The sequence below is a fragment of the Halioxenophilus aromaticivorans genome (genome assembly GCF_042850945.1).
Lineage (GTDB): Bacteria > Pseudomonadota > Gammaproteobacteria > Pseudomonadales > Cellvibrionaceae > Halioxenophilus > Halioxenophilus aromaticivorans.
In genome coordinates this window covers 296,893-318,719 of sequence record NZ_AP031496.1, presented here as the reverse complement: position 1 = coordinate 318,719, position 21,827 = coordinate 296,893, and the positions used below count along the sequence as shown (strand labels likewise).

The 21,827-nt window shown below is 51.3% G+C and carries 22 protein-coding genes; 4 read left to right on the top strand and 18 right to left on the bottom strand.

The features are described from left to right. Positions 1-18: 18 nt before the first annotated feature. From ACGHM3_RS01580 to ACGHM3_RS01550, 7 genes are all read right to left on the bottom strand, one after another. Positions 19-669, bottom strand: coding sequence for a hypothetical protein (locus ACGHM3_RS01580; RefSeq protein ID WP_345426855.1), 651 nt, complete (start codon positions 667-669; stop codon positions 19-21). Continuing rightward, on the bottom strand, positions 657-2,300 hold the full coding sequence (locus tag ACGHM3_RS01575) for a hypothetical protein (RefSeq protein ID WP_345426857.1): 1,644 nt from the start codon (positions 2,298-2,300) through the stop codon (positions 657-659). Before ACGHM3_RS01575 ends, ACGHM3_RS01580 begins: the two co-directional genes overlap by 13 nt. Before the next feature lies 1 nt (position 2,301). Then, complete coding sequence (locus ACGHM3_RS01570) at positions 2,302-3,504, bottom strand: type II secretion system F family protein (protein ID WP_345426859.1); 1,203 nt, start codon at positions 3,502-3,504, stop codon at positions 2,302-2,304. After that, complete coding sequence (locus tag ACGHM3_RS01565; protein WP_345426861.1) at positions 3,504-5,201, bottom strand: GspE/PulE family protein; 1,698 nt, start codon at positions 5,199-5,201, stop codon at positions 3,504-3,506. The genes ACGHM3_RS01570 and ACGHM3_RS01565 overlap by 1 nt, the downstream gene beginning before the upstream one ends. Next, entirely contained in the window at positions 5,201-7,093 is a 1,893-nt protein-coding gene (locus ACGHM3_RS01560) for a tetratricopeptide repeat protein (RefSeq protein ID WP_345426863.1), read from the bottom strand. The genes ACGHM3_RS01565 and ACGHM3_RS01560 overlap by 1 nt, the downstream gene beginning before the upstream one ends. An 89-nt stretch (positions 7,094-7,182) precedes the next feature. Continuing rightward, positions 7,183-8,772, bottom strand: coding sequence for a pilus (MSHA type) biogenesis protein MshL (gene mshL / locus ACGHM3_RS01555; protein WP_345426865.1), 1,590 nt, complete (start codon positions 8,770-8,772; stop codon positions 7,183-7,185). Then, the gene (locus ACGHM3_RS01550) at positions 8,756-9,685 is read right to left on the bottom strand and encodes an AAA family ATPase (protein ID WP_345426867.1); all 930 of its coding nucleotides are present in this window, start codon (positions 9,683-9,685) and stop codon (positions 8,756-8,758) included. Before ACGHM3_RS01550 ends, mshL begins: the two co-directional genes overlap by 17 nt. 344 nt (positions 9,686-10,029) lie before the next feature. Between ACGHM3_RS01550 and ACGHM3_RS01545 the strand changes: the two genes are divergently transcribed. From ACGHM3_RS01545 to tnpA (ACGHM3_RS01535), 3 genes are all read left to right on the top strand, one after another. Next, entirely contained in the window at positions 10,030-13,044 is a 3,015-nt protein-coding gene (locus ACGHM3_RS01545; RefSeq protein ID WP_168450396.1) for a Tn3 family transposase, read from the top strand. Between the two features lie 85 nt (positions 13,045-13,129). After that, positions 13,130-13,636 (top strand): diguanylate cyclase, encoded by a 507-nt coding sequence (locus ACGHM3_RS01540; protein ID WP_168450427.1) that lies wholly within the window; start codon positions 13,130-13,132, stop codon positions 13,634-13,636. After that, positions 13,609-14,121 (top strand): IS66-like element accessory protein TnpA, encoded by a 513-nt coding sequence (gene tnpA / locus ACGHM3_RS01535; RefSeq protein ID WP_210425235.1) that lies wholly within the window; start codon positions 13,609-13,611, stop codon positions 14,119-14,121. Before ACGHM3_RS01540 ends, tnpA (ACGHM3_RS01535) begins: the two co-directional genes overlap by 28 nt. Positions 14,122-14,187: 66 nt before the next feature. Here tnpA (ACGHM3_RS01535) and tnpB read toward each other — a convergent pair whose 3' ends face one another. Together tnpB and tnpA (ACGHM3_RS01525) are read right to left on the bottom strand one after the other, a co-directional pair. Then, a complete protein-coding gene (tnpB, locus tag ACGHM3_RS01530; RefSeq protein WP_168450426.1) occupies positions 14,188-14,523 on the bottom strand; it encodes an IS66 family insertion sequence element accessory protein TnpB in 336 nt (111 codons plus the stop codon). Beyond that, positions 14,520-14,885, bottom strand: coding sequence for an IS66-like element accessory protein TnpA (gene tnpA, locus ACGHM3_RS01525; protein WP_168450425.1), 366 nt, complete (start codon positions 14,883-14,885; stop codon positions 14,520-14,522). The genes tnpB and tnpA (ACGHM3_RS01525) overlap by 4 nt, the downstream gene beginning before the upstream one ends. A 159-nt stretch (positions 14,886-15,044) precedes the next feature. Between tnpA (ACGHM3_RS01525) and ACGHM3_RS01520 the strand changes: the two genes are divergently transcribed. Further along, positions 15,045-15,413 carry a LysR substrate-binding domain-containing protein gene (locus ACGHM3_RS01520; protein WP_082040614.1) on the top strand — a complete coding sequence of 123 codons (369 nt, stop codon included), beginning with the start codon at positions 15,045-15,047 and terminating at the stop codon, positions 15,411-15,413. A gap of 62 nt (positions 15,414-15,475) precedes the next feature. Here ACGHM3_RS01520 and ACGHM3_RS01515 read toward each other — a convergent pair whose 3' ends face one another. From ACGHM3_RS01515 to ACGHM3_RS01475, 9 genes are read right to left on the bottom strand one after another with little or no spacing between them, the layout of a single operon-like run. Next, positions 15,476-15,823: a ketopantoate reductase family protein gene (locus ACGHM3_RS01515; protein ID WP_210425251.1), complete on the bottom strand. Its 348-nt coding sequence runs from the start codon at positions 15,821-15,823 to the stop codon at positions 15,476-15,478. A gap of 15 nt (positions 15,824-15,838) precedes the next feature. After that, positions 15,839-16,420 carry a ketopantoate reductase family protein gene (locus ACGHM3_RS01510; protein WP_210425234.1) on the bottom strand — a complete coding sequence of 194 codons (582 nt, stop codon included), beginning with the start codon at positions 16,418-16,420 and terminating at the stop codon, positions 15,839-15,841. Positions 16,421-16,448: 28 nt separating this feature from the next. Further along, on the bottom strand, positions 16,449-17,147 hold the full coding sequence (locus tag ACGHM3_RS01505) for a hypothetical protein (protein WP_291948268.1): 699 nt from the start codon (positions 17,145-17,147) through the stop codon (positions 16,449-16,451). 4 nt (positions 17,148-17,151) lie between these two features. Further along, a complete protein-coding gene (locus ACGHM3_RS01500) occupies positions 17,152-17,343 on the bottom strand; it encodes a 2-hydroxymuconate tautomerase (protein ID WP_168450424.1) in 192 nt (63 codons plus the stop codon). An 18-nt stretch (positions 17,344-17,361) separates the two neighbouring features. Further along, the gene (dmpH, locus tag ACGHM3_RS01495; protein ID WP_168450423.1) at positions 17,362-18,156 is read right to left on the bottom strand and encodes a 2-oxo-3-hexenedioate decarboxylase; all 795 of its coding nucleotides are present in this window, start codon (positions 18,154-18,156) and stop codon (positions 17,362-17,364) included. Next, positions 18,153-19,190, bottom strand: coding sequence for a 4-hydroxy-2-oxovalerate aldolase (dmpG, locus tag ACGHM3_RS01490; protein ID WP_168450422.1), 1,038 nt, complete (start codon positions 19,188-19,190; stop codon positions 18,153-18,155). Before dmpG ends, dmpH begins: the two co-directional genes overlap by 4 nt. A 13-nt stretch (positions 19,191-19,203) precedes the next feature. Further along, positions 19,204-20,139, bottom strand: a complete 936-nt coding sequence (locus tag ACGHM3_RS01485) for an acetaldehyde dehydrogenase (acetylating) (RefSeq protein WP_291948261.1) — start codon at positions 20,137-20,139, stop codon at positions 19,204-19,206. Positions 20,140-20,165: 26 nt separating this feature from the next. Continuing rightward, complete coding sequence (gene dmpE / locus ACGHM3_RS01480; RefSeq protein ID WP_345426419.1) at positions 20,166-20,951, bottom strand: 2-oxopent-4-enoate hydratase; 786 nt, start codon at positions 20,949-20,951, stop codon at positions 20,166-20,168. Then, positions 20,951-21,823: an alpha/beta hydrolase gene (locus ACGHM3_RS01475; RefSeq protein ID WP_345426421.1), complete on the bottom strand. Its 873-nt coding sequence runs from the start codon at positions 21,821-21,823 to the stop codon at positions 20,951-20,953. The genes dmpE and ACGHM3_RS01475 overlap by 1 nt, the downstream gene beginning before the upstream one ends. Positions 21,824-21,827: the final 4 nt, after the last annotated feature.

Sequence of the window (21,827 nt, the reverse complement as noted above, 5' to 3'; positions counted from 1 at the left end):
AATAGAGCGGAGCGAGCGTTAAACATCTTCAGTCTCTGATTGTTGTGAAACAGTTACATTGTCCAGATTGTGCCAGACTAGGAGACAGTTACTACTGAAACCAACCTCGTTTTCATCTGTGAGCTGATCGATACTGTTCCTTTCCAGTGTGCAGCTCTCTAAGCTGAATACGCCTTTGGCGTTTAGGCGAATGGCTTCTAAAAACTGCATAAACACGACTTCATTGGTCACCGAAAATATAATATTCAATTCGGTTAGGTGCCCCGCGATTGGCTCATAGAACGTATCACTCAGTGGGTCTGTATGTTTAACCGATGGATTTAACGTATAGTCGACATACCCCATTCCCAACTGATCACTTAATTGCTGAATCAGCGAAAGCCACTGTAATCGATCTGGCTTACCCACTACCCCTTGGTTGATATAACTTAGGTGTAGTTTATTGTATACCTCGTACATCTCTAAGTTGAGCTTAGCTTCTTCGTTAATATCGGCTTGAACCTGCATTTCCGACATGGCCGCAGTGTAATTATCAGCTGCGTTAGATTTTAGCAGAAGAAATACAATGCTAATAACACTGCAGACAACACAGGCAATTAAACTGTTTCTGTGCTTACGACAATCAATGGTTTTAAATAGATCGCCAGCCGCTTTGGTTAGATGTTCCATTTAACCTCCGGCTTAAGCACTAGGAGGAATTCATAGTTGTTAATGGCAGTAGTTTTAACGACCTGTGTACCTACTTTGTCACTAAAGGTGTACTCGGGCCGTATTTCCACAGGAGTAGAGATCAAATGAAGCTCTTTTACTTCACTAATACTGGATATAGCCTCGATGAACTGTTCCATTAAAGAGACGGTTGTACCATAGGCCTGTTCTTGATTTTTGAACACACCGGATAACCGCAATACAGGAAGCTCGGTATCGTTTGCGTTGTCATGAAACGTTCCTTCTGTATATTCGTCATCGTCCGCTACGCTATCGGATGAGTTTGTAACCCCGTATGCCATAGAAACCAATTCTGGTATGGACGATGCGGCGTGTTTTGACCAGGCGACCTTATCTAAACGTATGTGTTTAAAGAGAGGTTCACTATAGACATCGGCGATGACTGGAAAATACGCTTGTGGCCGCACTTCGGCGGCGATATTATAATGTTCTATTAATTCAATACTGTCTTTAATCCGAGGCGCGATGGCAATACTCTCTTCTTTAGGCGCGTAGACATCATCGTATTCATTAATTAATCGAGTCTGTTCTTGCCAGACTTGTTCGGTCTTCTGAGTAATAGTGTAGGCATCTATTGCTAGAATAGCCGCAAATGCCAACAGGCCTACGCAAACCAGCGCTGCGCCGTGCCGAATGCCAGAATCAACCACATAACTAAAATACCGCTTTTTGTTAGTGTAGGTTGCGTAATCATTAGCCAGTACCGGTTTTTTAGAGGCACACCAAGCGAGTAATGTATCGTTACCTTGTCCGATGCGAAGGGGCGCCTTTGCGCTGTTGATCAAACTACTATCGTCTATAGTGCTATAGTTGATTAAATCGCTCTGATGCTGCGCAAGCAGCCGTTTGCACTCTTCTTTTGCCGCCTTAGCGACAACGCAAATCACGGTTAATTGGTCGGTAAAACCTAAGACTCTCTGGTTGGTGAGATAATGGCGAATTTGCTCGGTGCCGCGGACCAGGTTTTGCACGATTAATTCAGCGTTATCAGATTGATGTAAGTTGTGCTCGAGTTTTTCTAAACGTGAAAACTTAACCTGACCGGCTTTAAAAAAGGTTTCTCTTTGGCACCAAGCCGTGTCACTGGAAACCAATAACATGTTGCTGTTTGCTTTTGTATGTTGCCGAACGGCATCTATTTGCAACAGTGGCGCGGAGAATATGCCGGAGATCGGAACTTCATATTCCTCCAGTATATTTAGCCAATAGTGGACATTGTCTGAGTTCACCAACGAACAGATAAGTAGCTCTTCTTCTTTTCTTTCCGCTTTTAATAGCCCGTTGGAACGTACGGTGATGTAGTCGATATCTCTGTAGTGTCGATCTAATAGCCGATTGACTACATTTCTACGTTCGCTACCTCTTAGCTGGGGTATTCGTTCGGTTTTAAATTCCTCTTCTATTAAATCAACAATAAGCCTTACAGGCCTTTTTACGCCAAAGGATAGATATTGCTTTAATAATTCCACATCTTCGCAATTTTTGTAGAACATTACGGTATCGACTAGCTTATTGTTGCGCCATTCGTAGACCTTCATACCGTCTGTGGAGATATAAAAAATCTTTTCCATATTAAGACACCGATGCTACCGCATCCCAAACTGGCCCAAGCACAGCCAGCATAATCCAGCCCAGTAACAGGCCCATAACGGCTGTTAACAAGGGATTGATTGTTGGTTCAATCTTATCGATGGTTTCTTGTACTTCTCTGTCGTAGAAGTAACGTACGTTGATTAAAGCTTCGTCTAGATTGCCCGTGTTTTCGCCCACTCTGAGCATCCGTATGACTAAGGGGGGAAAGATATTCACTGTTGCAAAACTCTCGCTGATACTGGTGCCGTCGGATATTTTGGCTTTGGCTTCCTCAATGGCATCGGCCATTTTTAGATTGTTCACCAGCTCTTTTCCGATATCTAAAGAGTTGATTACGGTTATACCGGAGGAATAGAGCAATGCCATGTAATTGGCAAAGCGGGCAATCTTTAGGTTGTAGGTAATAGAGCCAAAAATAGGCAGCTTAAGTTTGAGCGCATCCAATTTGTATTTTATGTTTCTGTTGTTAGCCGATAACAGTTTCAATCCGTAAAATATTGCCACAGGTGTTGGTATGATCACCCACCAATAGGCGACAAAACAATTACTCACCGCGATCAAAATTTCCGTATGCTTGGGAACTGTGGAGCCCATGTCTTTCACAAATGGCACAATTTGCGGCACCAAATAGATCATTAGAAAGGTAGTAACCGCCATTACAACAACGCCAACGATGGCAGGATACATTAATATTTTAACGGTCTTGGCTACCAACTCGTCTGTCCACCGAAGGGTTTGACACATATCGCCCAGTATCTTGGTTAGTTCCCCAGATTCTTCACCGACCTTAATCAATGAAACAAACACATGGTCAAAGTCATTGGGGAACCCTTCTAGGGCGTCAGAAAAGGTTTTACCGCCCTCAATACTCTCCATAATGCTGGTTAGTATGTCGTGGTAATATCCCGCCGGCGTACTGTCTCGTAGGTCGGCTAAGCCATCGAGTAAAGGCACCCCGGACTTTGTCAGTTGCTCCAGCTGAAACACCATATTAATGATATCTTTACGTGACAGTTTGCCACCACGCAGTGTCTGCCCGCCGGCAGACAGCTCTTTTAACGTGACCAAATCCAGCTTTAGGTTGTCCAATCGATATTCGACATCCAATAGATTGTTGGCCTGCATAGTGCCGACGACTTTTTTACCGGTGGCGTCTATAGCTGTATATTTAAATTTTGGCATCAGAGCGCTAACCTAGCGGTAAGGTCCACTACCCGGCTGAGTTCTTCAATGGTTGTTATGCCGGCTAATACTTTTTCAACGCCATCATCAGCCATGGTTCGGAATCCATTTTCTGCCGCGTGGCGTTTTAAGTCCCGCATTGAGGCATGTTGTGCAACCAATTCATCCAGATCTTCGTCAAACTTAAGCACTTCCAGTACAGATACTCGCCCCTTGTATCCGGTGTTGTTGCAATGGTCGCAGCCTACGGCTTCGTGCAGGGTTACCGATTGGCTTTGGCCTAGAATAATATTTTCGTAATCCTCGGAGACCTTTTCTTGTTTGCAGTGTTTACACAGTGTGCGAATGAGTCGCTGACCAAGAATACCAATGATATTACCCGCCATTATTTCTGGCTTTACTCCAATATCAACTAGCCGAGGTATTGCCCCCAAAGCCGAGTTTGTGTGTAACGTGGTAAACACTTGGTGGCCGGTCATAGCAGCTCGCAGTGCCATCTCTGCGGTGGATTCATCTCGTACCTCACCGACCAAAATAATGTCTGGGTCCTGCCGCATTAAGGAACGAATACCACTGGCAAAGTCCATTTTCGACACCTCATTGATAGAGGTTTGCCTGATCATATCCATTGGGTATTCCACCGGGTCTTCCAATGTCATGATATTGACCTCTACTGATTTGCGGTAATTCAGCATGGAATACAGCGTCGTAGTCTTTCCGCTACCGGTTGGGCCGGTAACCAAAATGATGCCCTCGGGTCGGCCCATCAGTAATTTTAATAGGTCTAGGTTTTGCTCATGTATTTGGAGTTTTTCCAGTGGCACTATGCCCTTGTCTCTGTCCAACACACGTAACACAAGGTTTTCGCCATGGGTAGTGGGTTGAGATGACACCCGGAAATCAATGGCTCTACCGCCCACTTTTAAAGAGATTCGGCCATCTTGTGGCGATCGTGTTTCGGCGATATTTAGCCCTGCCAAAACTTTGATGCGGACAACAATCGCGGACCAGTAGTCTTTGTGCAGTGAACGAACTTGCCTTAATACACCGTCAATTCGATAGCGTAGCCTTAAAAATGCGGCTTCTGGCTCAAAATGTATGTCTGATGCGCCACGCTTTACAGCATCCGATAAAATAGAGTTCACCAGGCGCACTAGAGGCTGGCTGTATTCTTCACCACCTGCATCCAGGCTTTGGTAATCGACAACTCCGGTTTCAATCTCTCGCAGAATGCCGTCTACGGACAGCTCATAGCCGTAGAATTGATCTAAAGCGTGGCGTATTTCGGTTTCAGCTGCCAGCAGCGGAACCAGTTGAATCTCTCGTGGCAGGTTGGCTCGTATTCTGTCTAGAACAATAACATCGTAGATATCGGTAGTGGCGAGCTGGAGTTGTTTAGTTTCTTCCGAAAAATGTACAGGTAACACCGTGTAACGAGTGGCTATCTGCTTGGTAATTAACTTTAACGCGGTTTCGTCTGGCACCACTTGAGAAAGATCGATACTTTCCTTTCCCAGCGCTTCACCTAGGCAATCCCGAATGACGGCCTCGGTAACAAAGCCCAGCTCTACAAGTACATTACCCAGTTGCTTGTTTTGCTTTTTCTGCTCAGTGATGGCGATCTCGACTTGGTCCTTCGTTACCAAGCCTTTGTCAATGAGCTGATCCCCTAGCCTTTTTTTTACCTTTCCGGTCATTAGCGTAACTCGATTAGCTGCTCAATTCGCTGCTGTACATGGTTGGTATCGAAGTTGTGGCGATTATGTTGGGCGAGCTCATAAGCGGTTCGATAATAAACCAACGCCTCCGAGGGTAAATCCAAATGATCCATTGACACCGCAAGGTTAAATGCGTAGTCGGGATTTTTGCCGTCTAATTTCCAGGCATTAAAAAAGGCTTGTTGGGACGGATACCATTGTTGCTTGGACGCGTAGAGAGAGCCTTTGAGAAAATGCAAATGCGCAGCGGATGGATATTCCGCAATTAGATTGTTTAATTCACTTTCGAATCGATGATTAACCACGCCGACATTGGCCAGGTTTAATAGACCAGCTAATGCGTATTCATCTTTTGGCGCTATTTCCAGTCTTCGTTGGTAATAGGCTAAACTCTTCGCTTCTTTACCTAATTCCTGCGCTACCGCCGCGGCGCCTAATAGGGCGTCTCTGGAAGTTGGCGCCCGTTCCAGAACGTAATCGTAAGCTTGTTCAGCTTTGGTCCAATTACCTTGTTGCCAAGCCAAATAACCGGCGCTGATAGTATCAGCCAAAGTCTGTTGTGGAGCGTTAGAGGCTGGTAGATTAACTGTCGAAATAGCTGTACTGTCCTTCGCTGCTGTGAACGATTTTTTACTGTTGAATTGTGTTGAGGTGGCGACAGCCGTAGCCGAGAGCTGTATCCCGTGGTGCCTTGCCAAATGCGCTTGGTAAGCACCCGCGGGGGCTTTGGTAGCAGGTCTTTTGGGCGCTCTATCGTCAAATAAAGAGTGCGAAATCTTGCCGGTGTTCTGCTTAATCGCTGGCCGATCTCCTTCAGCAACCACGGCAGTCTGTACATTGGTTTGTTGGTGGGCGGATTCTTGCTGAGTAGATTCTCGCCGGGTAGATTCCAGAACGGTAGATTCTTGAAAGGTGACATCCTGTTGCTTAAGCTGAGTCGGTTCTGTAATCTCTGGCTTAACCAAGCTTTCATTATTTTGATTTTGAGCGGCTGAATCTATCGCAAGCTGAGGTGTTAACACGCTGGTAGAAATTTCTTTATAACGCTCCAAGCTATAGTAGGCAACGGAGCCTGATAAGGCGCACACCACGGCGGCCGATAATAGCCATTTTTTTTGACGTCTTTTGGTCTCGGCGTGTTCAGTAAGCTGGAGTATGCGGGCCAGTTTTTCCTGTCGAGGGTCGGGATTTACACCATCTAGGTTACCGAACTCATCTTGGTGATCCGGCAACGGTTTTTCGACTGCATCACCTGCCCGCTCAAGATCGTCGACGGCAGCCAAAGCATCTTGATCGGTTGAATCGCCACCAACGGTTTGCGCAGCATCGTCTTGATTCGGCTCAAACTTTCGATCTGTTTGGGTTACTTGGAATTGTGTATTTTCCTGTTTGGACTCTTGCTCTGTTTCAACGTTGCCTTCGAGTTCTCCTTCACTAACGGTGAATTTATGCTGCTCGATCGCGATCGAAGTTAGCTCAGAGCCTATGGATTGTTCACAGACATCCGTCTGTGTGTTTTGCGGCAGATCCTCTAAAATCTCGAACTCAGTAGGGTCCAGCGATAAAGAGGACTCGCTATGGTTTATATCAATATCTAATTGCGGTGTATCACTCAGCGCTCGGGTTGTGCCTTGTGTCGCTTGTGCGGCCAGCGTTAATCGCTGGGTAAAGCCTTCCGCTTTATTTAGGCTTTCCTCTACCGACTGCTTGGCGGCCTCAAACTCTGGCGACAACTCACCCAAGGAGTCAGCCAGTTGAAGATCTTCTGGCTTAAATTCCTCAGTCTGTAGCGCTGTATTGCCGGAGGTTAGCTGGTTTTTCTCCTGCTTCTCCAATGCGGCTTTCTTTAGGGCTTCCAATAATAAACTCATAAGGCATTAACGCGTAGATTAGTTGTCTTCCTGATACAGCATGCTCGGCCCAACTCCCATCGTAGGAAACGATTTATTGTTAATCCAACCTAGTGCGCACTGATCTCGTTATAGAATTTTCGGAAGCCACGCAGATCTTTATCTATGCTGGCTTGCCTCACAACCACTGGCTTTATAAATATAACGAGCTCTGTCTTGTTTTTGTTGTCATCTTGGTATTTAAACAATGAACCTACATAGGGAATGCGAGAGATGCCCGGAACTCCTCGAGAGGTCTTCTTTTTCTCGTCCTGCATTAGCCCGCCGATAACAGCAACATCACCACTGTTAACTTTTAATATAGACTCCACTTCGCGAACTTGAATAATCGGAATTTCACTCACAACATTGGCTTCCGCCAAGGCCGGGTTTGGATCTCTTTGCTGGCCGATAACTCGAGAAATGGTGGGGCGTACATTGAGCGTAACCTCGCCAGCCTCACTGACAAACGGCGTTACACCCATAACAAAACCTACAGGTACAGTATGAATTTCGGATTCGTAGGTGTATAACCTACCGGAGTTGTCATCGCCCTCGTCGATGTTCACATCTACCGTGAAGTACACAAGATTATCTACAACCTTTAGTAGTGCAGTTTGGTTGTTCATGGCCATGATTTTGGGGCTGGACATAACTCGAACATCACCAAAGGTTTCCAGCGCACTCAGCGTACCTTGCAAAGAATCGCCGTTACTTTTATCTCGATTTACCGTGAAATTAAAGCTCGGTCGATCGAATAGTGAAATATCGGTCATATTTTGGCTTAGCGACCAAGCGTCGCCGACATCTTGAGAGACTTGAGACCAATCAATGCCCGCTTGAAAGCTATCATTCAAGGTAACTTCAGCGATAGTTGCCTCAATTAAAACCTGCCTTTGGCTGCTGTTCTGAATCTCATCGATAAGCTGTTGAATTTCGCGGTGTTTGCGACTGTTAGCACGTACGCCGACAAGGCCCGCCCCGCGATTGAGAAAAATATCCGGGTGGGTTTCACCTTCGTATGTAGCGCCCAGTACCGTAGCGATGTTGTTTTCCAGAGCAAGCCAGAAATTGTGCTCAGATATATTCTCTACCTTGGTGGACGAATTGTTATCACCACTGCCCGACTCGCCGCCGGTATCTCCGGCACCTTGGCCGGTGGCGCTGATCTGGGTGGAAACGCTGACCTTGCCCACCGCGCTACGCGTGATATTGAGGTAGTCTACTGCGTAGTTTCGAATAAACGGAGTGTCTTTTTCAATTTTTAGCACGCTATTTTTGATGCTATAGCGTAGATCGTTGCTGGCAACAATACGCTCCAAAATAAGTGATAGCGGTTGCCTTATGGCGTTAATGGTCACTAGACCTTTGGCGGCAACGTCCAAGTCCAGATCAAGCTTGGCGTCTCTGGCCAATGAAAACAGCAACTCACGCAAGGGCACATCGCTGACAACCACGGTGTGTATCGATTCAGAGATATCCGGCTTGGATGCCGGAATTGGCAGTGAGGGGGTTCCTCGAACAGGTTGCGGAATGGCAGCATTTGGTGTTTTAGCTGGCTCAGTTGTCGTACTGTTGGCTTGTGTTGGCGGTATAGATTGGCAGGCCGTTAGCAACCAACAAAGCGCACCAAGTCCAACGGCGTTAACCGGCTTGATCATACATTTCTCCTAACCGATCTATCCCTGTACCCGTATATTCACCTCCTAAAATGCAGCAAGCAGCGAGTACTGCTACCCGGAGCATCGGCATCCAATACCAGCGAGGCTTGTAACGGCAATCCTGGGCTGCCGAACGGATGTCTTGACCGGCTATTTCTAACCGGTTATGGGCATAGGCACTCAGCAGCGTTTTGTCGCACAGGATGTTTATCCGGCGAATTAAGCCACCAGAGTACTTGTACAGGAGCTTGGCGTTACGTCGGTCGAATAGGTTTCGGCCACGGTAACCGGCAGCCCGCAGGCGAAAATTTGCGTACTGCAATACCTCGGCTTGTGACAGCGGTTGCAACTGTATGCTGTACGAAATTCGCTCCTTCAACTGACGGATATGGCTCGCCGAAAGCTTCTCATCGAGTTCGGGCTGGCCAAACAAGACTATTTGTATCAGCTTGTGGCGATCTGTTTCGAGGTTGCTTAACAAGCGAATTTCTTCCAGGGTTTCGATGGGCATACCCTGGGCTTCTTCGATCAGCACAACCACGTGCCGGCCCTTAGCATGGCGAACTAGCAAGGTCTTTTGCAGTTTACGCATCACCGCTAACTTGTCGTCTCGGTCGCCTATATTGACACCCAATTCATAGGCAATGGTGTGCAAGATGTGCTCTGGTGACAGACTGGGATGAGGTAGATAAACCCAATCAAACTTGGTTTTCAAAGCCAGAGGCAGCATACGGCAGAGCATAGTCTTACCGGTACCCACTTCGCCTACAACCTTGGTAATCCCCTCCCCCCGGCTTATGGCAAAGCACAGGGCCTGAAGTGCAACACCGCGATCGCTGCCACGATAGAAGGCTCTGGCATCCGGGGTAATGCAAAAAGGTAAGCGTTTTAGTCCGAAGTGCTCCAGATACATAGAAACCGTTGTCCTTCTCGTTAACAAGTGAGGCCCACTAGAGCTGAATTTCTCTATAAACTGGCGAGCGCGCTGTAAAATGCTGCGTCAAAAGGCCTGCGGTGCCAATAGGTACAATAAATTGTTATAGTCTGTCCTGTCTTATGTTCGTTTCGGCAATATCGGAAGTAACTTTAGAAGTGTTTGCTTACTTAACGCATAAGGGGTACTAGGGATTTTCCGTCCAAAAACGACAAAAAACGCTGTAGCCCCCGCCATCCGTAGTCTCCCAAATGGTATTACTTTCTCTGAAGTCCATATTTACACCGATTTTGGTTAAAATTTAGCTTTTTTAGGCTAAAAATATGGCATATGAAGAACGTGTTCAGATCCTGTCTGATGCAGAACAAGATGATTTTTACGGCCCCCCAATTTTCACATCTAACGATCAACGATTCTTTTTCTCTCTTAACGACAAGGAACTGGCAGTTGGCAATAAATTCCGAAATCGTGGCCAGCGCTACATGTTTTTCTTGTTGTTGGGTTATTTTAAGGCTAAGCCTGTCGCGCTAAACCTTGGTTTTCATCAGATAAAACATGATCTCAAGCACGTCCACCAAACAGTACTACCAGGACCGGGCTTTAGGCCGTTCAATCTATCTCAGAAAGAAAACGAGCGGATTTACCAGCGGATATTCGAACTCTGTGAATACCAGCGCTGGAGCTCTAAAGGCCATGAATCTGCCTTGGTAGCCCACCTAATCAAGCAGGCCAAAGCTTGGTCTGCTCCGAGATACCTCTTCGATGCAGCCATTGAGTATTTGTCAGGGCAGAAAATTGCGATCCCAGCCTACAGCACACTGCAAAAAATCATCAGCCAGGTTGTTGGTCAGGAACAAGAACGGCTGATTACCCACGTAGAATTTGAGCTGTCTCCGGATTTAAAACAAGCATTGGCCACCCTTGTAAATGGTGACGGAACGCTTACATTACGACAGTTGCGTCAATATGCCCGTAACTTTACTGGTACCGAGCTGGAGAAGGAGCTGGCCGTACATTTCCATATCCAGCACTGGATGCCGGAAGTGAATTCCCTCTTGAGCGGACTATCGTTGTCCCAGAAAAATCAACAACATCTTGCTGAGCGGGTCGACTACTATGGTGCCAAGATGAAACGGCAGTCTGTGGGCAATCAGCGGCTTTATCTCCTGTGCTATCTGCAGTCCCGCTGGCAGCAGGCATTGGAGCGCATAGCTGATGGTTTTGTTCATCATGTCCGACAGATCAAGCAAAAAGCCAAGACCTATGCGCAGGAAGCAGTTTATAAGGACTGGCAAAAAGCTGCTAAAAATGTCAGCAAGGCGGCAGAAGTTCTGCACCTATTCATTGATGGCAGCATTGATCAACAGCAACCGTTTGGGTCGGTAAAGCAGAAAGCCCTGAAGCTTCTTGCGGAGAAAGACCTGGAGTCCGTCTGTCTGTTTCTGAATGAACAAAAGCGTTCCGTTGAAGAAGCTACGTGGCAGTATTATGACCAGAGAGATAGCTTAAGGGAAGGTTTGCTCCGGCAGCTGTTTCTTTGCCTGCGCTTCGAAGGCAGTGAGGGCACTCAACGCCTAGCAGCAGTACTGGATCACGCCCGACTTGACTTCTCAGCCCCAGGAGTCATCTCAACGGCAAATATAGACGGCCGGCTGCCACCCAAAAAACAGTTGCCTTTCTTGCAGGACGAGGGCGGAAATTTTAACCCAGGTCGCTACGAATGGTACCTGTATCTACAAATCCCTGACCGATTGAATGGGCAACTGACCTTGCCGAATGTCGTTAAATACCGGGCTTTGGAGGCTGATCTGGTGAGTCGAGGACGCTGGCAAAGAGAAAAGGCTGAGTTGCTGGATCAAACCCAGCTACCAAAATTGACCGCTGAACCGCATAAACTGATCGAGCAAATGGCCAGGGATCTGGAGATCCGTTTTCATGAGGTCAGTGATTACCTGGAACAAGATGATAACCGTAATATCATCCTGCGCAATCCCAAGGGTAAGCGCTTATGGCGGTTACCGACAGCGAGTAAAAAGTACCTGGTCAACAACCCCTTCTTCCAGCAGATACCGACGACGGGCGTCGCCGATGTGTTGCGCATGGTTGACCGCGACACAGGGTTCATTGATTGCTTTGAACATGTAATGGGTTCCCAGTCCAAGAGCCGAGTCCACGAATATGACCTGCTAGCGATTCTGGTGGGAAATGCGACAAACCAAGGCATCTACGGCATGGCTCAAATCTCCGATCGCACCTATGATCAACTCAGCACCATCCAGGCAAACTATCTACGACTGGAAACTTTGAATGTAGCCAGCGATAACATCAACAACGCGACGGCCAAGCTGCCCATCTTCAAGCATTACAACATCCAAGAGGATATTATCCACGCCAGTGCCGATGGCCAAAAGTTCGAGGCTCGGCGCGAAACCTTCAAAACGCGCTACTCATCGAAGTACTTTGGCACTCAGAAAGGCGTCTCGGCCATGAGCTTAATCGCCAATCACGCTGCCGTTAACGCCAGGGTGATCGGTGCGAATGAACACGAATCCCACCACATCTTTGACTTGCTGATGAACAACAGCTCCGAGATCATTCCGGATGTCCTCTCTACCGATACCCATGGGGTCAATCACGTCAACTTCGCTCTGTTGGATCTGTTCGGTTACAGCTTTGCGCCGCGCTACGCGCAGGTTGGCCGCGTCATCAATGAGATGTTTGATGTAAAGGAAGGGAAGGATCAGAGAATCCAGCTACACCTGAAAAAGCCCATCAACACCAAACGTATCATGCAGCACTGGGACACTATCCAACGAATCGCAGTGTCACTCAAAGAACGAAAGACAACACAGGCCACGTTGGTTCGGAAACTCTCCGGATACAAGAAAAACTATCCCTTGTTGGAGGCCCTGACCGAGTACAATCGCCTGGTAAAAGCGAATTACCTGCTTAACTACATCGATGATGCCAGTCTGCGCAACTATGTTCAGCGCGCCCTTAACCGGGGGGAGGCCTATCACCAATTGCGTCGAGCGATTAGTAACGTCAATGGGGATCAGTTCCGGGGTAGCTCTGATGAAGAAATCCAACTTTGGAACGAATGTGCACGTCTGGTCACCAACGCCATCATCTATTTTAACTCCAGCATACTCAGCCAGCTGCTTACCAGCTTCGAATATCAGAATGACGATAAACGAATACAGATAGTCAAACAGGCTTCTCCAGTGGCTTGGTATAACATCAACTTAAAGGGTATCTATACCTTCGAATTGAGTGAAAAGTTACCGGATCTGGAGGAACTGATGCGCACAATCGAGGGATATTTACCGGTTCGGTAATAGTAATACTCCCTGAGAGGCCACGGATGGCGGGGCTTTCAGCGATTTTTGTCGTTTTTGGACGGAAAATCCCTAGTACCCCAACATGTTCAAACCTTTGAACGATGTCCTCGGCTACCGGGTTGGTGACCAGGTAATAGTTTTGCTGGCTGAGCTTTTGAAAGAGGTATTCCATGCCAGTGATGACTTTGTCGGGCACATAGGTGGGGACGATTTTGTCGTCATCAGCTCTTCGTCCTCAGCTAATTATAATGCTGGTACCGTACAGTCACTATTCGCCGAACGAAGCCGGCGCTTTTACAGCGATTGCATACTGAAAAGCGGGTTTATTGAATCCGAAGACCGAAACGGCCAGCCCTGCCGTTTTCCACTGGTATCTCTGTCAGCGGGCACTGTAGAGGTAGGCCCCGACGAGAAGGTGACGGCCGATCAAATCTCAGAATTCGCCAGCTTCGCCAAGACAAGGGCCAAAGCCTCACCGAACTTCCGTTTTGTGGTTTTTTCAAGGGCCCGATCCGGTGAGCGATCGGAAGGATCGCAAGACTCAGATGGGTCGTGTGTGTCATGCGTATTGGGGGAAGTGCAGAATTAAGCGTAAACAAACCCTACCAACGCCGTCGCCGGTTTTCTCGGGAATTCAAAGCTCAGATTGTTGCCCAGTGCCAGGAACCCGGTGCTTCGGTTTCCCGGATCTCACTGGATAACGGTCTCAACGCCAACATGGTCCGGCGCTGGATGAAGGGCGCGCAGCGAGCGAATAAAACACCAGGAACGCCGGGATTTGTTCCGGTTAATCTGCCTGTGGCAACTGCTTTATCGGGCAACCAATCGGTCTCGGACAAGCGTAGCACCATCCGCATCGAGTTGTTCACTGCGCCTGGCGTACTTGTGACGCTTGAGGATGGCTACTTCGTGGGTCAGCTTCTCGATGATGGCGTTGCTGCGCACCAACTCTCGCTCCTTCAGGCCCAAGACTTGATCCTTGGCGTCCAGAGAGTCCATCAGTTCCGTCGCCAGGGCACGGAGCTGATCGGCAGAGAGTTGGTTGATGTCGGGGCGCTGAGTCATGCCACCTAATATGCCAAGTCCCTGTGCGGCAAGCGATTCGCGGTTCTGGCTATAGCGGCATCACGGCACTTGTGGTTACAGGATGGAGATAACGCCGTCGGCCCCAAGGCGTTGCCAGGGCTGGCCCTGAACCAGGGCGGACAACTGCTCTTCGGTCAGGCGCAGTTGCTCACCGCGCCAGGTTTCGCCCCAGTGGAATTTGCCTCGGTTCAGCCGGCGGGCGCAGAGCCAGATGCCGAGGCCATCGTGGATCAGTACCTTCATCCGGTTGCCCCTTTTGTTGGCGAACAGGTAGGCGCAATGGGGTCTGGCTGAACCAAACACCTGAATAACCCGGGCCAGGGCCTTGTCGGGCCCCGCCCGCATATCCAGCGGCTCAGTGGCCAGCCAGATCTCGTCGATGCGTATCATCCCAACAGGTCCCGCAAAAGGGCAGCACACTGGTGAGCCTGCTCCGCAGGCCACTCCACCACGACCGCACCGCCGGCGCGGGGAATCTCAATGCGGATGGTGCTACGCTTGTCCGAGACCGACGGGTTGCTCGGTGCTGAGGTTGCCGCTGGCAGTTTGACCGGTACAAATTCCGGTGTTTTATCCGCTCGCTGCGCTTCACTCATCCAGCGCCGGACCATGTTGGCGTTGAGGACGTTATCCAGGGAGATCCGGGAAACGGAGGCACCAGGTGCCAGGCATTGAGCAACAATCTGGGCTTTGAATTCCCCGGAAAACCGGCGACGGCGTTGGTAGGGCTTGGTTACGCTTACTTCGTTCATGTTAAGTGTCCACTAGAAAATAAGTGGACACTATCCTGACGGCGGCAGCGCCTGGCTCAAGATGGGATTATCGGCCGCTTACGGATCATGGGCATTTTCCCGGTTTTTGAGCGAAACGGGTAAATTTATGGTGGATTGTATACCCCAGATTCACGGTAAATAATTGCATTTACTCAGGTTTTTATTTTTCAGGGGCGACTACTTACCCTGGATGCAGATCACACGGTACAGAAGTGGCTACAAGGCAGTGGTCGCGACGAAACTAGGGAGATGATCAGCAATAACAGTGACGTATTGATAGAAACGGCGATTGCCGTAGCCGGCACCGCCCTGCAGCCCACCTTCATTGCTGGGGCGGCGATCAGGGAAGGAAAACTGAAGGTCGTCCTGCCAGAGCATGAACCAGAGCCCATGGTACTTTATGCGGTATATGCACACCGGCAGTTGTTGGCAAGCAAGGTTCCTAGCTTTGTCGACTTTATCGACAGTTTTTTCGGCGAACCTCCGTACTGGGACAGGTTCAAATAGCGAGCGCAGGCAAGCCTCCGGTTGCTTCAATGCCCGCCCGTCAATGAATTCATCCCAAGGTTTCAATCACCTGAGTGCATCAATAATGTGTGGACTGCCTCAGTATAGGGAGCCTTAATCCCCAGACGCTCGCAGCGTCGCAGTACCGCCCCGGCAATGGTATCCAGTTCCAGCGGGCGACCTCTTTCCCTATCGACAAGCATTGACGTCTTGATCGCATTGAAGCTACTGATCAGCTCAAACATCTCGCCCAGGTCCTTCTTTCCGAGATTCACGTCGTCTGCCTTTGAGGCTTCGACGGTTTCAGCCATCATTCCATACACGATTTTTCTGAATCCGGGGTGATGGGTAAGGCTTCGAGTATCCAAGCCAGTAAGGGCAGAGAGTGGGTTAACCCCGTTATTAATCAGGAGTTTACGCCAGAGCTAATAGTTAATGTTATCGGAATACCTAGTTGGAATACCGGCATCATTAAAAGCGGCAACCAGGATCTTGAGTAGCGGAGTTCGGGAATCCTGCCTACCGCTGACTTTGGGCCATTCCCCCATCACGATTTGCGCGAGGCCCTCGGCTTCTATAACGCCCGGCCTCGCAATGTGTCCTCCTATAAGGACCGCAAGTCCACCGATGACTCTTTCAGCACCAACTGCTTTCGCTAGCAGTGGTTCATTATCGACTCCGTTCTGCAAGGAAAGCACGGGTGCCCGTCCCTGCTTCAGCCAGTCGCCGAGCTCACTCACCACCGAAACTGTTGCCGTGGCTTTGAGTGTGATGATGATAAGGTCAAACTCGTCAGACTTATATCGGGTGACAAGTTCCTGATGGTCATGAGCAGCCGCCATATGGACCGGCTCGCGACCTTCATAGTGGACTGTCAAGCCGCTCCGCTTAAGCGCATGCAAATGAGCCCCGCGGGCTGTAAGTACAACCTGATGCCCTGCTTCCAGAAACCTTGCTGCGTAGTAACCACCAATGCCGCCGGCACCCACCATCAACAGTTTGAGCATTTACGGAATCCTTTGTTTTTTCCGTAGTTTATTGCATCCAACCATAACCTGCGAGGGACTGCCTGTTCTGATTCAGGGAAAACCCGAACAGGCGCTGGGGCGCTTTCATTCCGCCCAGGCTGAAGGCGGTATTGAGGATACATAATGTCGGTTCTGCCACGGGGCTGCCATTGGTGGCGTACGAACCACCTCCCCTGAGGCTTGAGTTCGACATCGCATTCACCCACCTTTGCTCATCCTCCCACTGCCGGATCAGGTTCCGGATATAGCTGTCGTGGGGCTGATGATAGCTGGCGTTATTGCCATTGGCGTCCAGTCGGTCAAGGCAAATCAGTAATACACCCTGATCCCGTAATGCTTCAATGCAGTGGCCGATCTCCCGATAATGCTCACTGGCCATCCCGGTATTGAGGCGCAATTCAATCACCTCCGCGGGCACCAGCTGTATCATGCTCTCGGCAAGCAGCTTGAGGCCGGGCTCCCGCGAACCATTGACGGCAACCTCAAACCCCCGCGCCTTCATGTCGGATTGCAGGCGCCTGGCCAGAACGCCCTCACCACACTGGTGAAGTATGTTCGGCTGTGCGCCGCCTTCCTCTGAGGTGATAAAAGCCACGCTGTCCACGACTTGATCCCGCGGTACCAGTCGGCGCAGACTCTCCTGTCCCTTGGGACCGGTCAGGGCTTCCGTTTCGCAGGACAGGTACAGCACTGGCAGTTTGCTCACCTGTCTACCGCCCCAGTTTTTTGGCCGACTGACCACCAATACCGAAGTGTTGCTTCGGCATCTCGGTGATCATTACCCGGATACGGTCCATGGGGGCATCCAGGGAGCGGGCCATGGCCTCGCTCACTTCCTGGATCAGGGTTTCTTTCTGCTCGTCCGTTCTACCGTCAATAATGTAAAGCTGAGCAATGGGCATAACGCCTCCTTGTCAGAGTCAGATGAATCGTCCGGAAACGGTTCCCAGTCCCTGATAACGCACAGTGATGTTGTCACCGGGTTCCACGGCGATGGCGGCGGTGATACCACCGGTCATGATGAAGGTGCCTGCAGGGATGTGTTCGCCCCGCTCGGCCAGCAGGTTCGCTAGCATGGCCACGCTGGAGGCCGGATGGCCCAGCACGGCAGCGCCTGCGCCCACATCGACCACTTCGCCGTTCTTCTCGACCACCACACCCAGGGTTTTCAGGTCCACGTCCGCAACGTCGGCCATCTGGCCACCGGTTATAAAGCGGGTCGACGAAGCGTTATCGGCAACCACGCTCACCAGATCGAACTTGAAATTCTCATAACGGGAATCGATCACTTCCACAGCAGGAATCATGAAGTCGGTCGCTGCCAGAACCTGGCCAATGTGACACCCTGGCCCTTTCAGGGGTGCCTTGGTGACGAAGGCAATCTCGGCCTCGATTTTCGGGTGAATCAGTTCTTTGGTGTCGACCACGCCGCCATCTGGCACGCTGAAATAATCGGCGAGGAAACCATAGATCGGGGTCTCGACACCCATCTGTGCCATTTTGGCCCAGGACGTTAGCCCCATTTTCATACCAACGATCTTGTTGCCCCGCTCCTCCTTGCGGCGGCGAATTTCCCATTGAACGTCGTAGGCATCCTCGAAGGTCATATCCGGGTAATCATTGGTGACCTTGGTAATGTCATGGGCCTGCAGTTCGGCGTTTTCCACATGTTCGGCCAGGGCCAGCATCTGCTCGCGGCTCAATGTTTTGCTCATGCGTTTTGCTCCTTTTGGGCGGCCAGCAGATCCAGCGCCACATCCACGATCATGTCTTCCTGGCCACCCACCATACGGCGGCGGCCAAGCTCAACCAGAATATCCACGGCCTTCAGCCCATACTTCTGCGCCGCCACTTCGGAGTGGCGCAGGAAGCTGGAATAGACACCGGCGTAACCCAGCGCCAGGGTTTCACGGTCCACCCGTACCGGGCGGTCCTGCAACGGGCGAACAATATCGTCGGCCGCGTCCATCAGGGCGTAGACATCCGTGCCGTGCTCCCAACCCATCTTGTCAAAGGCGGCCACACAGACTTCCAGCGGGGCGTTGCCGGCACCGGCACCCATGCCGGCAAGGGAAGCATCAATCCGGTCGCAACCTTCTTCGACGGCAACAATGGAATTGGCCACACCAAGGGCGAGGTTGTGGTGAGCGTGCATGCCGGTCTGGGTTTCCGGCTTCAGCACGTCTTTCAGGGCCCGGAAGCGGTCGCGGATGTCGTTCATGTTCATGGCGCCGCCGGAGTCGACCACGTACAGGCAGGTAGCCCCGTAGTCTTCCATCAGCTTGGCCTGTTCCGCGAGACCTTTCGGGGTCTGCATGTGGCTCATCATCAGGAAACCGACGGTGTCCATGCCCAGCTTCCGGGCATGTTCGATGTGCTGTCTGGACACATCGGCTTCGGTGCAGTGGGTCGCTACTCGCACTATTCGTGCACCGGCGTTGTAGGCGTTGTCCAGGTCATGGACGGTACCGATGCCGGGCAGCAGCAGAGTGGCGATCTGGGCGTGGGTCACCACTTCGGCCACCGCTTCGATCCATTCCAGATCGGTGTGGGCGCCGAAGCCGTAATTGAAGCTGGAGCCCTGAAGGCCGTCGCCGTGGGCCACTTCGATGGAATCCACCTTGGCCTGGTCCAGGGCACGGGCAATGTCCTGCACGTTCTTGATGGAGTACTGGTGGCGGATGGCGTGGCTGCCGTCGCGCAGGGTCACGTCGGAGATGTAGAGTTTCTTGCCAGGATTAAAAGTCATCGTTTTTTCCTCCTCAGTTGACCAGCGATTCGGCAATGCGCTCAGCGGTGCCAAGTGCTGCAGAGGTCATGATGTCCAGGTTGCCGGCGTAGGCCGGGAGGTAATGGGCGGCACCTTCCACTTCCAGGAAAATGGAGGTCTTCAGGCCGCTGAAGCGACCAAGGCCCGGGACGTTCATGGGCTGATCGGCCGGAATGTCGTCAAATTGCACTTTCTGTTTCAAGCGATATCCCGGCACATAGCTGTTCACGGCCTTCACCATTTCTTCCACGGAAGCCTCAACTTCCGCCTTGTCTGCCGCATCCGAAAGTACGTACACGGTATCCCGCATCAGCAGCGGAGGCTCGGCCGGGTTCAGGATGATGATGGCCTTGCCCTTCTGGGCGCCGCCGACCACTTCGATGGCCTTGGAGGTGGTTTCGGTGAATTCGTCAATGTTGGCTCGGGTGCCGGGGCCGGCGGACTTCGATGAGATGGACGCCACGATTTCGGCGTAGTGCACCTTGGCCACTCGTGAAACCGCCGCAACCATGGGAATGGTGGCCTGGCCGCCGCAGGTGACCATGTTGACGTTGCCTTCCTGAAGCTGTTGCTCCAGGTTCACGACCGGCACGCAGTAGGGACCGATGGCCGCCGGCGTCATATCAATGATCTTGATATTCTCTTTGTGGCCACGCAGGAACACTTCGTTGTGCATATGGGCCTTGGCGGAGGTGGCATCAAACACGATGTCGATGTCGGCGAATTCCGGCATTTTCACCAGTCCGTCCACACCTTCGTGGGTCGTGGCCACGCCCATGCGGTTGGCGCGGGCCAGACCGTCGGATTCCGGGTCGATGCCGACCATGGCCCCCATTTCAATGTTCTTGCCATTGCGCAAGATCTTGATCATCAGGTCGGTACCGATGTTGCCCGAGCCAATGATGGCTGCTTTCAGTTTTTTGCTCATTGCCTATTCCTCATTGCTCTTTTCGATCAGGCAAAGCGCACCGAGGCGCTCCCGATACCACCGATGTCCACCCGCATGTAATCGCCTGCCTTGACCGGTTCCAGCGGTACCAGAGAACCGGACAGAATCACTTCGCCAGCCTTCAGGGAAATGCCAAACTCGCCCAGGGTATTGGCCAGCCAGGTCACGCAGTTCACCGGGGACCCCAGCGCGGCTGCACCGGCACCAGCACTGAGTACACTGCCGTTTTTCTCAACCACCATGCCGCAGGTCACCAGATCCACCTTGCGGGGAGACACCGCCTGATCACCCAGTACAAACAGGCCGCAGGAGGCGTTGTCGGCCACCGTGTCCTGAATGGCAATCTTCCAGTCGCGGATGCGGGAATCGACAATCTCGAAGCAGGGCATAACGCACTCCGTGGCGGCCAGCACATCGGCGTTGGTGATGCCCGGGCCGATCAGATCCTTCTTCAGAATGAAGGCGATTTCACCCTCCGCTCTGGGTGCAATCAGGCGATCGCTGATGGGCATGACTTCGCCGCTGTTGAACACCATGTCGTCGGTCAAATAACCGAAGTCTGGCTGGTGAACGTTGAGCATGTTTTGCACGGCCTTACTGGTAACACCGATCTTCTTGCCAATGATGGATGCCCCGTCCGCCAGACGTCGTTCGAGCATGCGCAAGGAAATGTGGTAGGCATCGTCGATGCTGATGTCCTCACCGCGGCTGGTCAGCGGCTCTACCGCCTCCCGACTCAGCATGGCCTGGTAAAGCTCATCGCCAAGCGCCTGGATTCGTGACTGTTCCATTATTCAGCTCCTTCCGCCGCTTGATCGGCTTCGTTCAGAAAGTCGTTGACCAGCCGGGCGAAACGGTCGGCATGTTCAATCTGGGTCCAGTGGCCACAACGACCGAACACGTGAAGCTGGGCGCGGTCGATCAGTTCTGCCAGCTTGAGTGATGCCTCCAGAGGGATAACTTCATCTTCACGACCATGCAGTATCAGGGTCTCGTGAGGCAGTGCCCGAATGTCTTCTTCCCTGCTGGCCAGGTTGTCGACCCAGCGCTGGCGCGGAGCCGGGAACATGGCCGCAAAAGACTCCTGGAAACCAGGCCGGATGCTGGCCTGGTAGCGCATCTCGGCCAGTTCATCGGTGAGCAGGCCTTTGTTGAAGGCAAACACGTCCATCAGGCGGCGCATGTTTTCAAGGGACGGCTCGTAGCCCCAGACTTCATCCAGCCCTTCGGTAATCGGAAAGCTGACGCCAACCGAGCCCATCAGCACCAGACGACGCACCCGTTCCGGGTGCTCGATGGCCAGGGCAAGAGCCAAGCCGCCACCGAAGGAGTTGCCCACCAGATTCACTTTCTCCAGGTCCAGCGCGTCCATAACACCGATGGCGTGGGCCACCCAGCGTTCACGGTTGTAGGTGTTGTCCTCCGGGCGTTCGGTGTAACCGAAGCCGAGCATGTCCGGGGCCACCACACGGCGATTCTTCGCCAGCTCCGGAATCACCAGGCGCCAGTTGGCCCAGGCAGTAACACCTGGCCCGGACCCGTGGATCATCATGACCGGGACATCACTCTTAGCATTGTCGGCACCGTGGTCATGCACGTTGGTGCGGTAGCCGGCGGCGGTTATCTCACGCCCGATTTCCGGGCTATTTTCAGGTGTAGTCATAAAT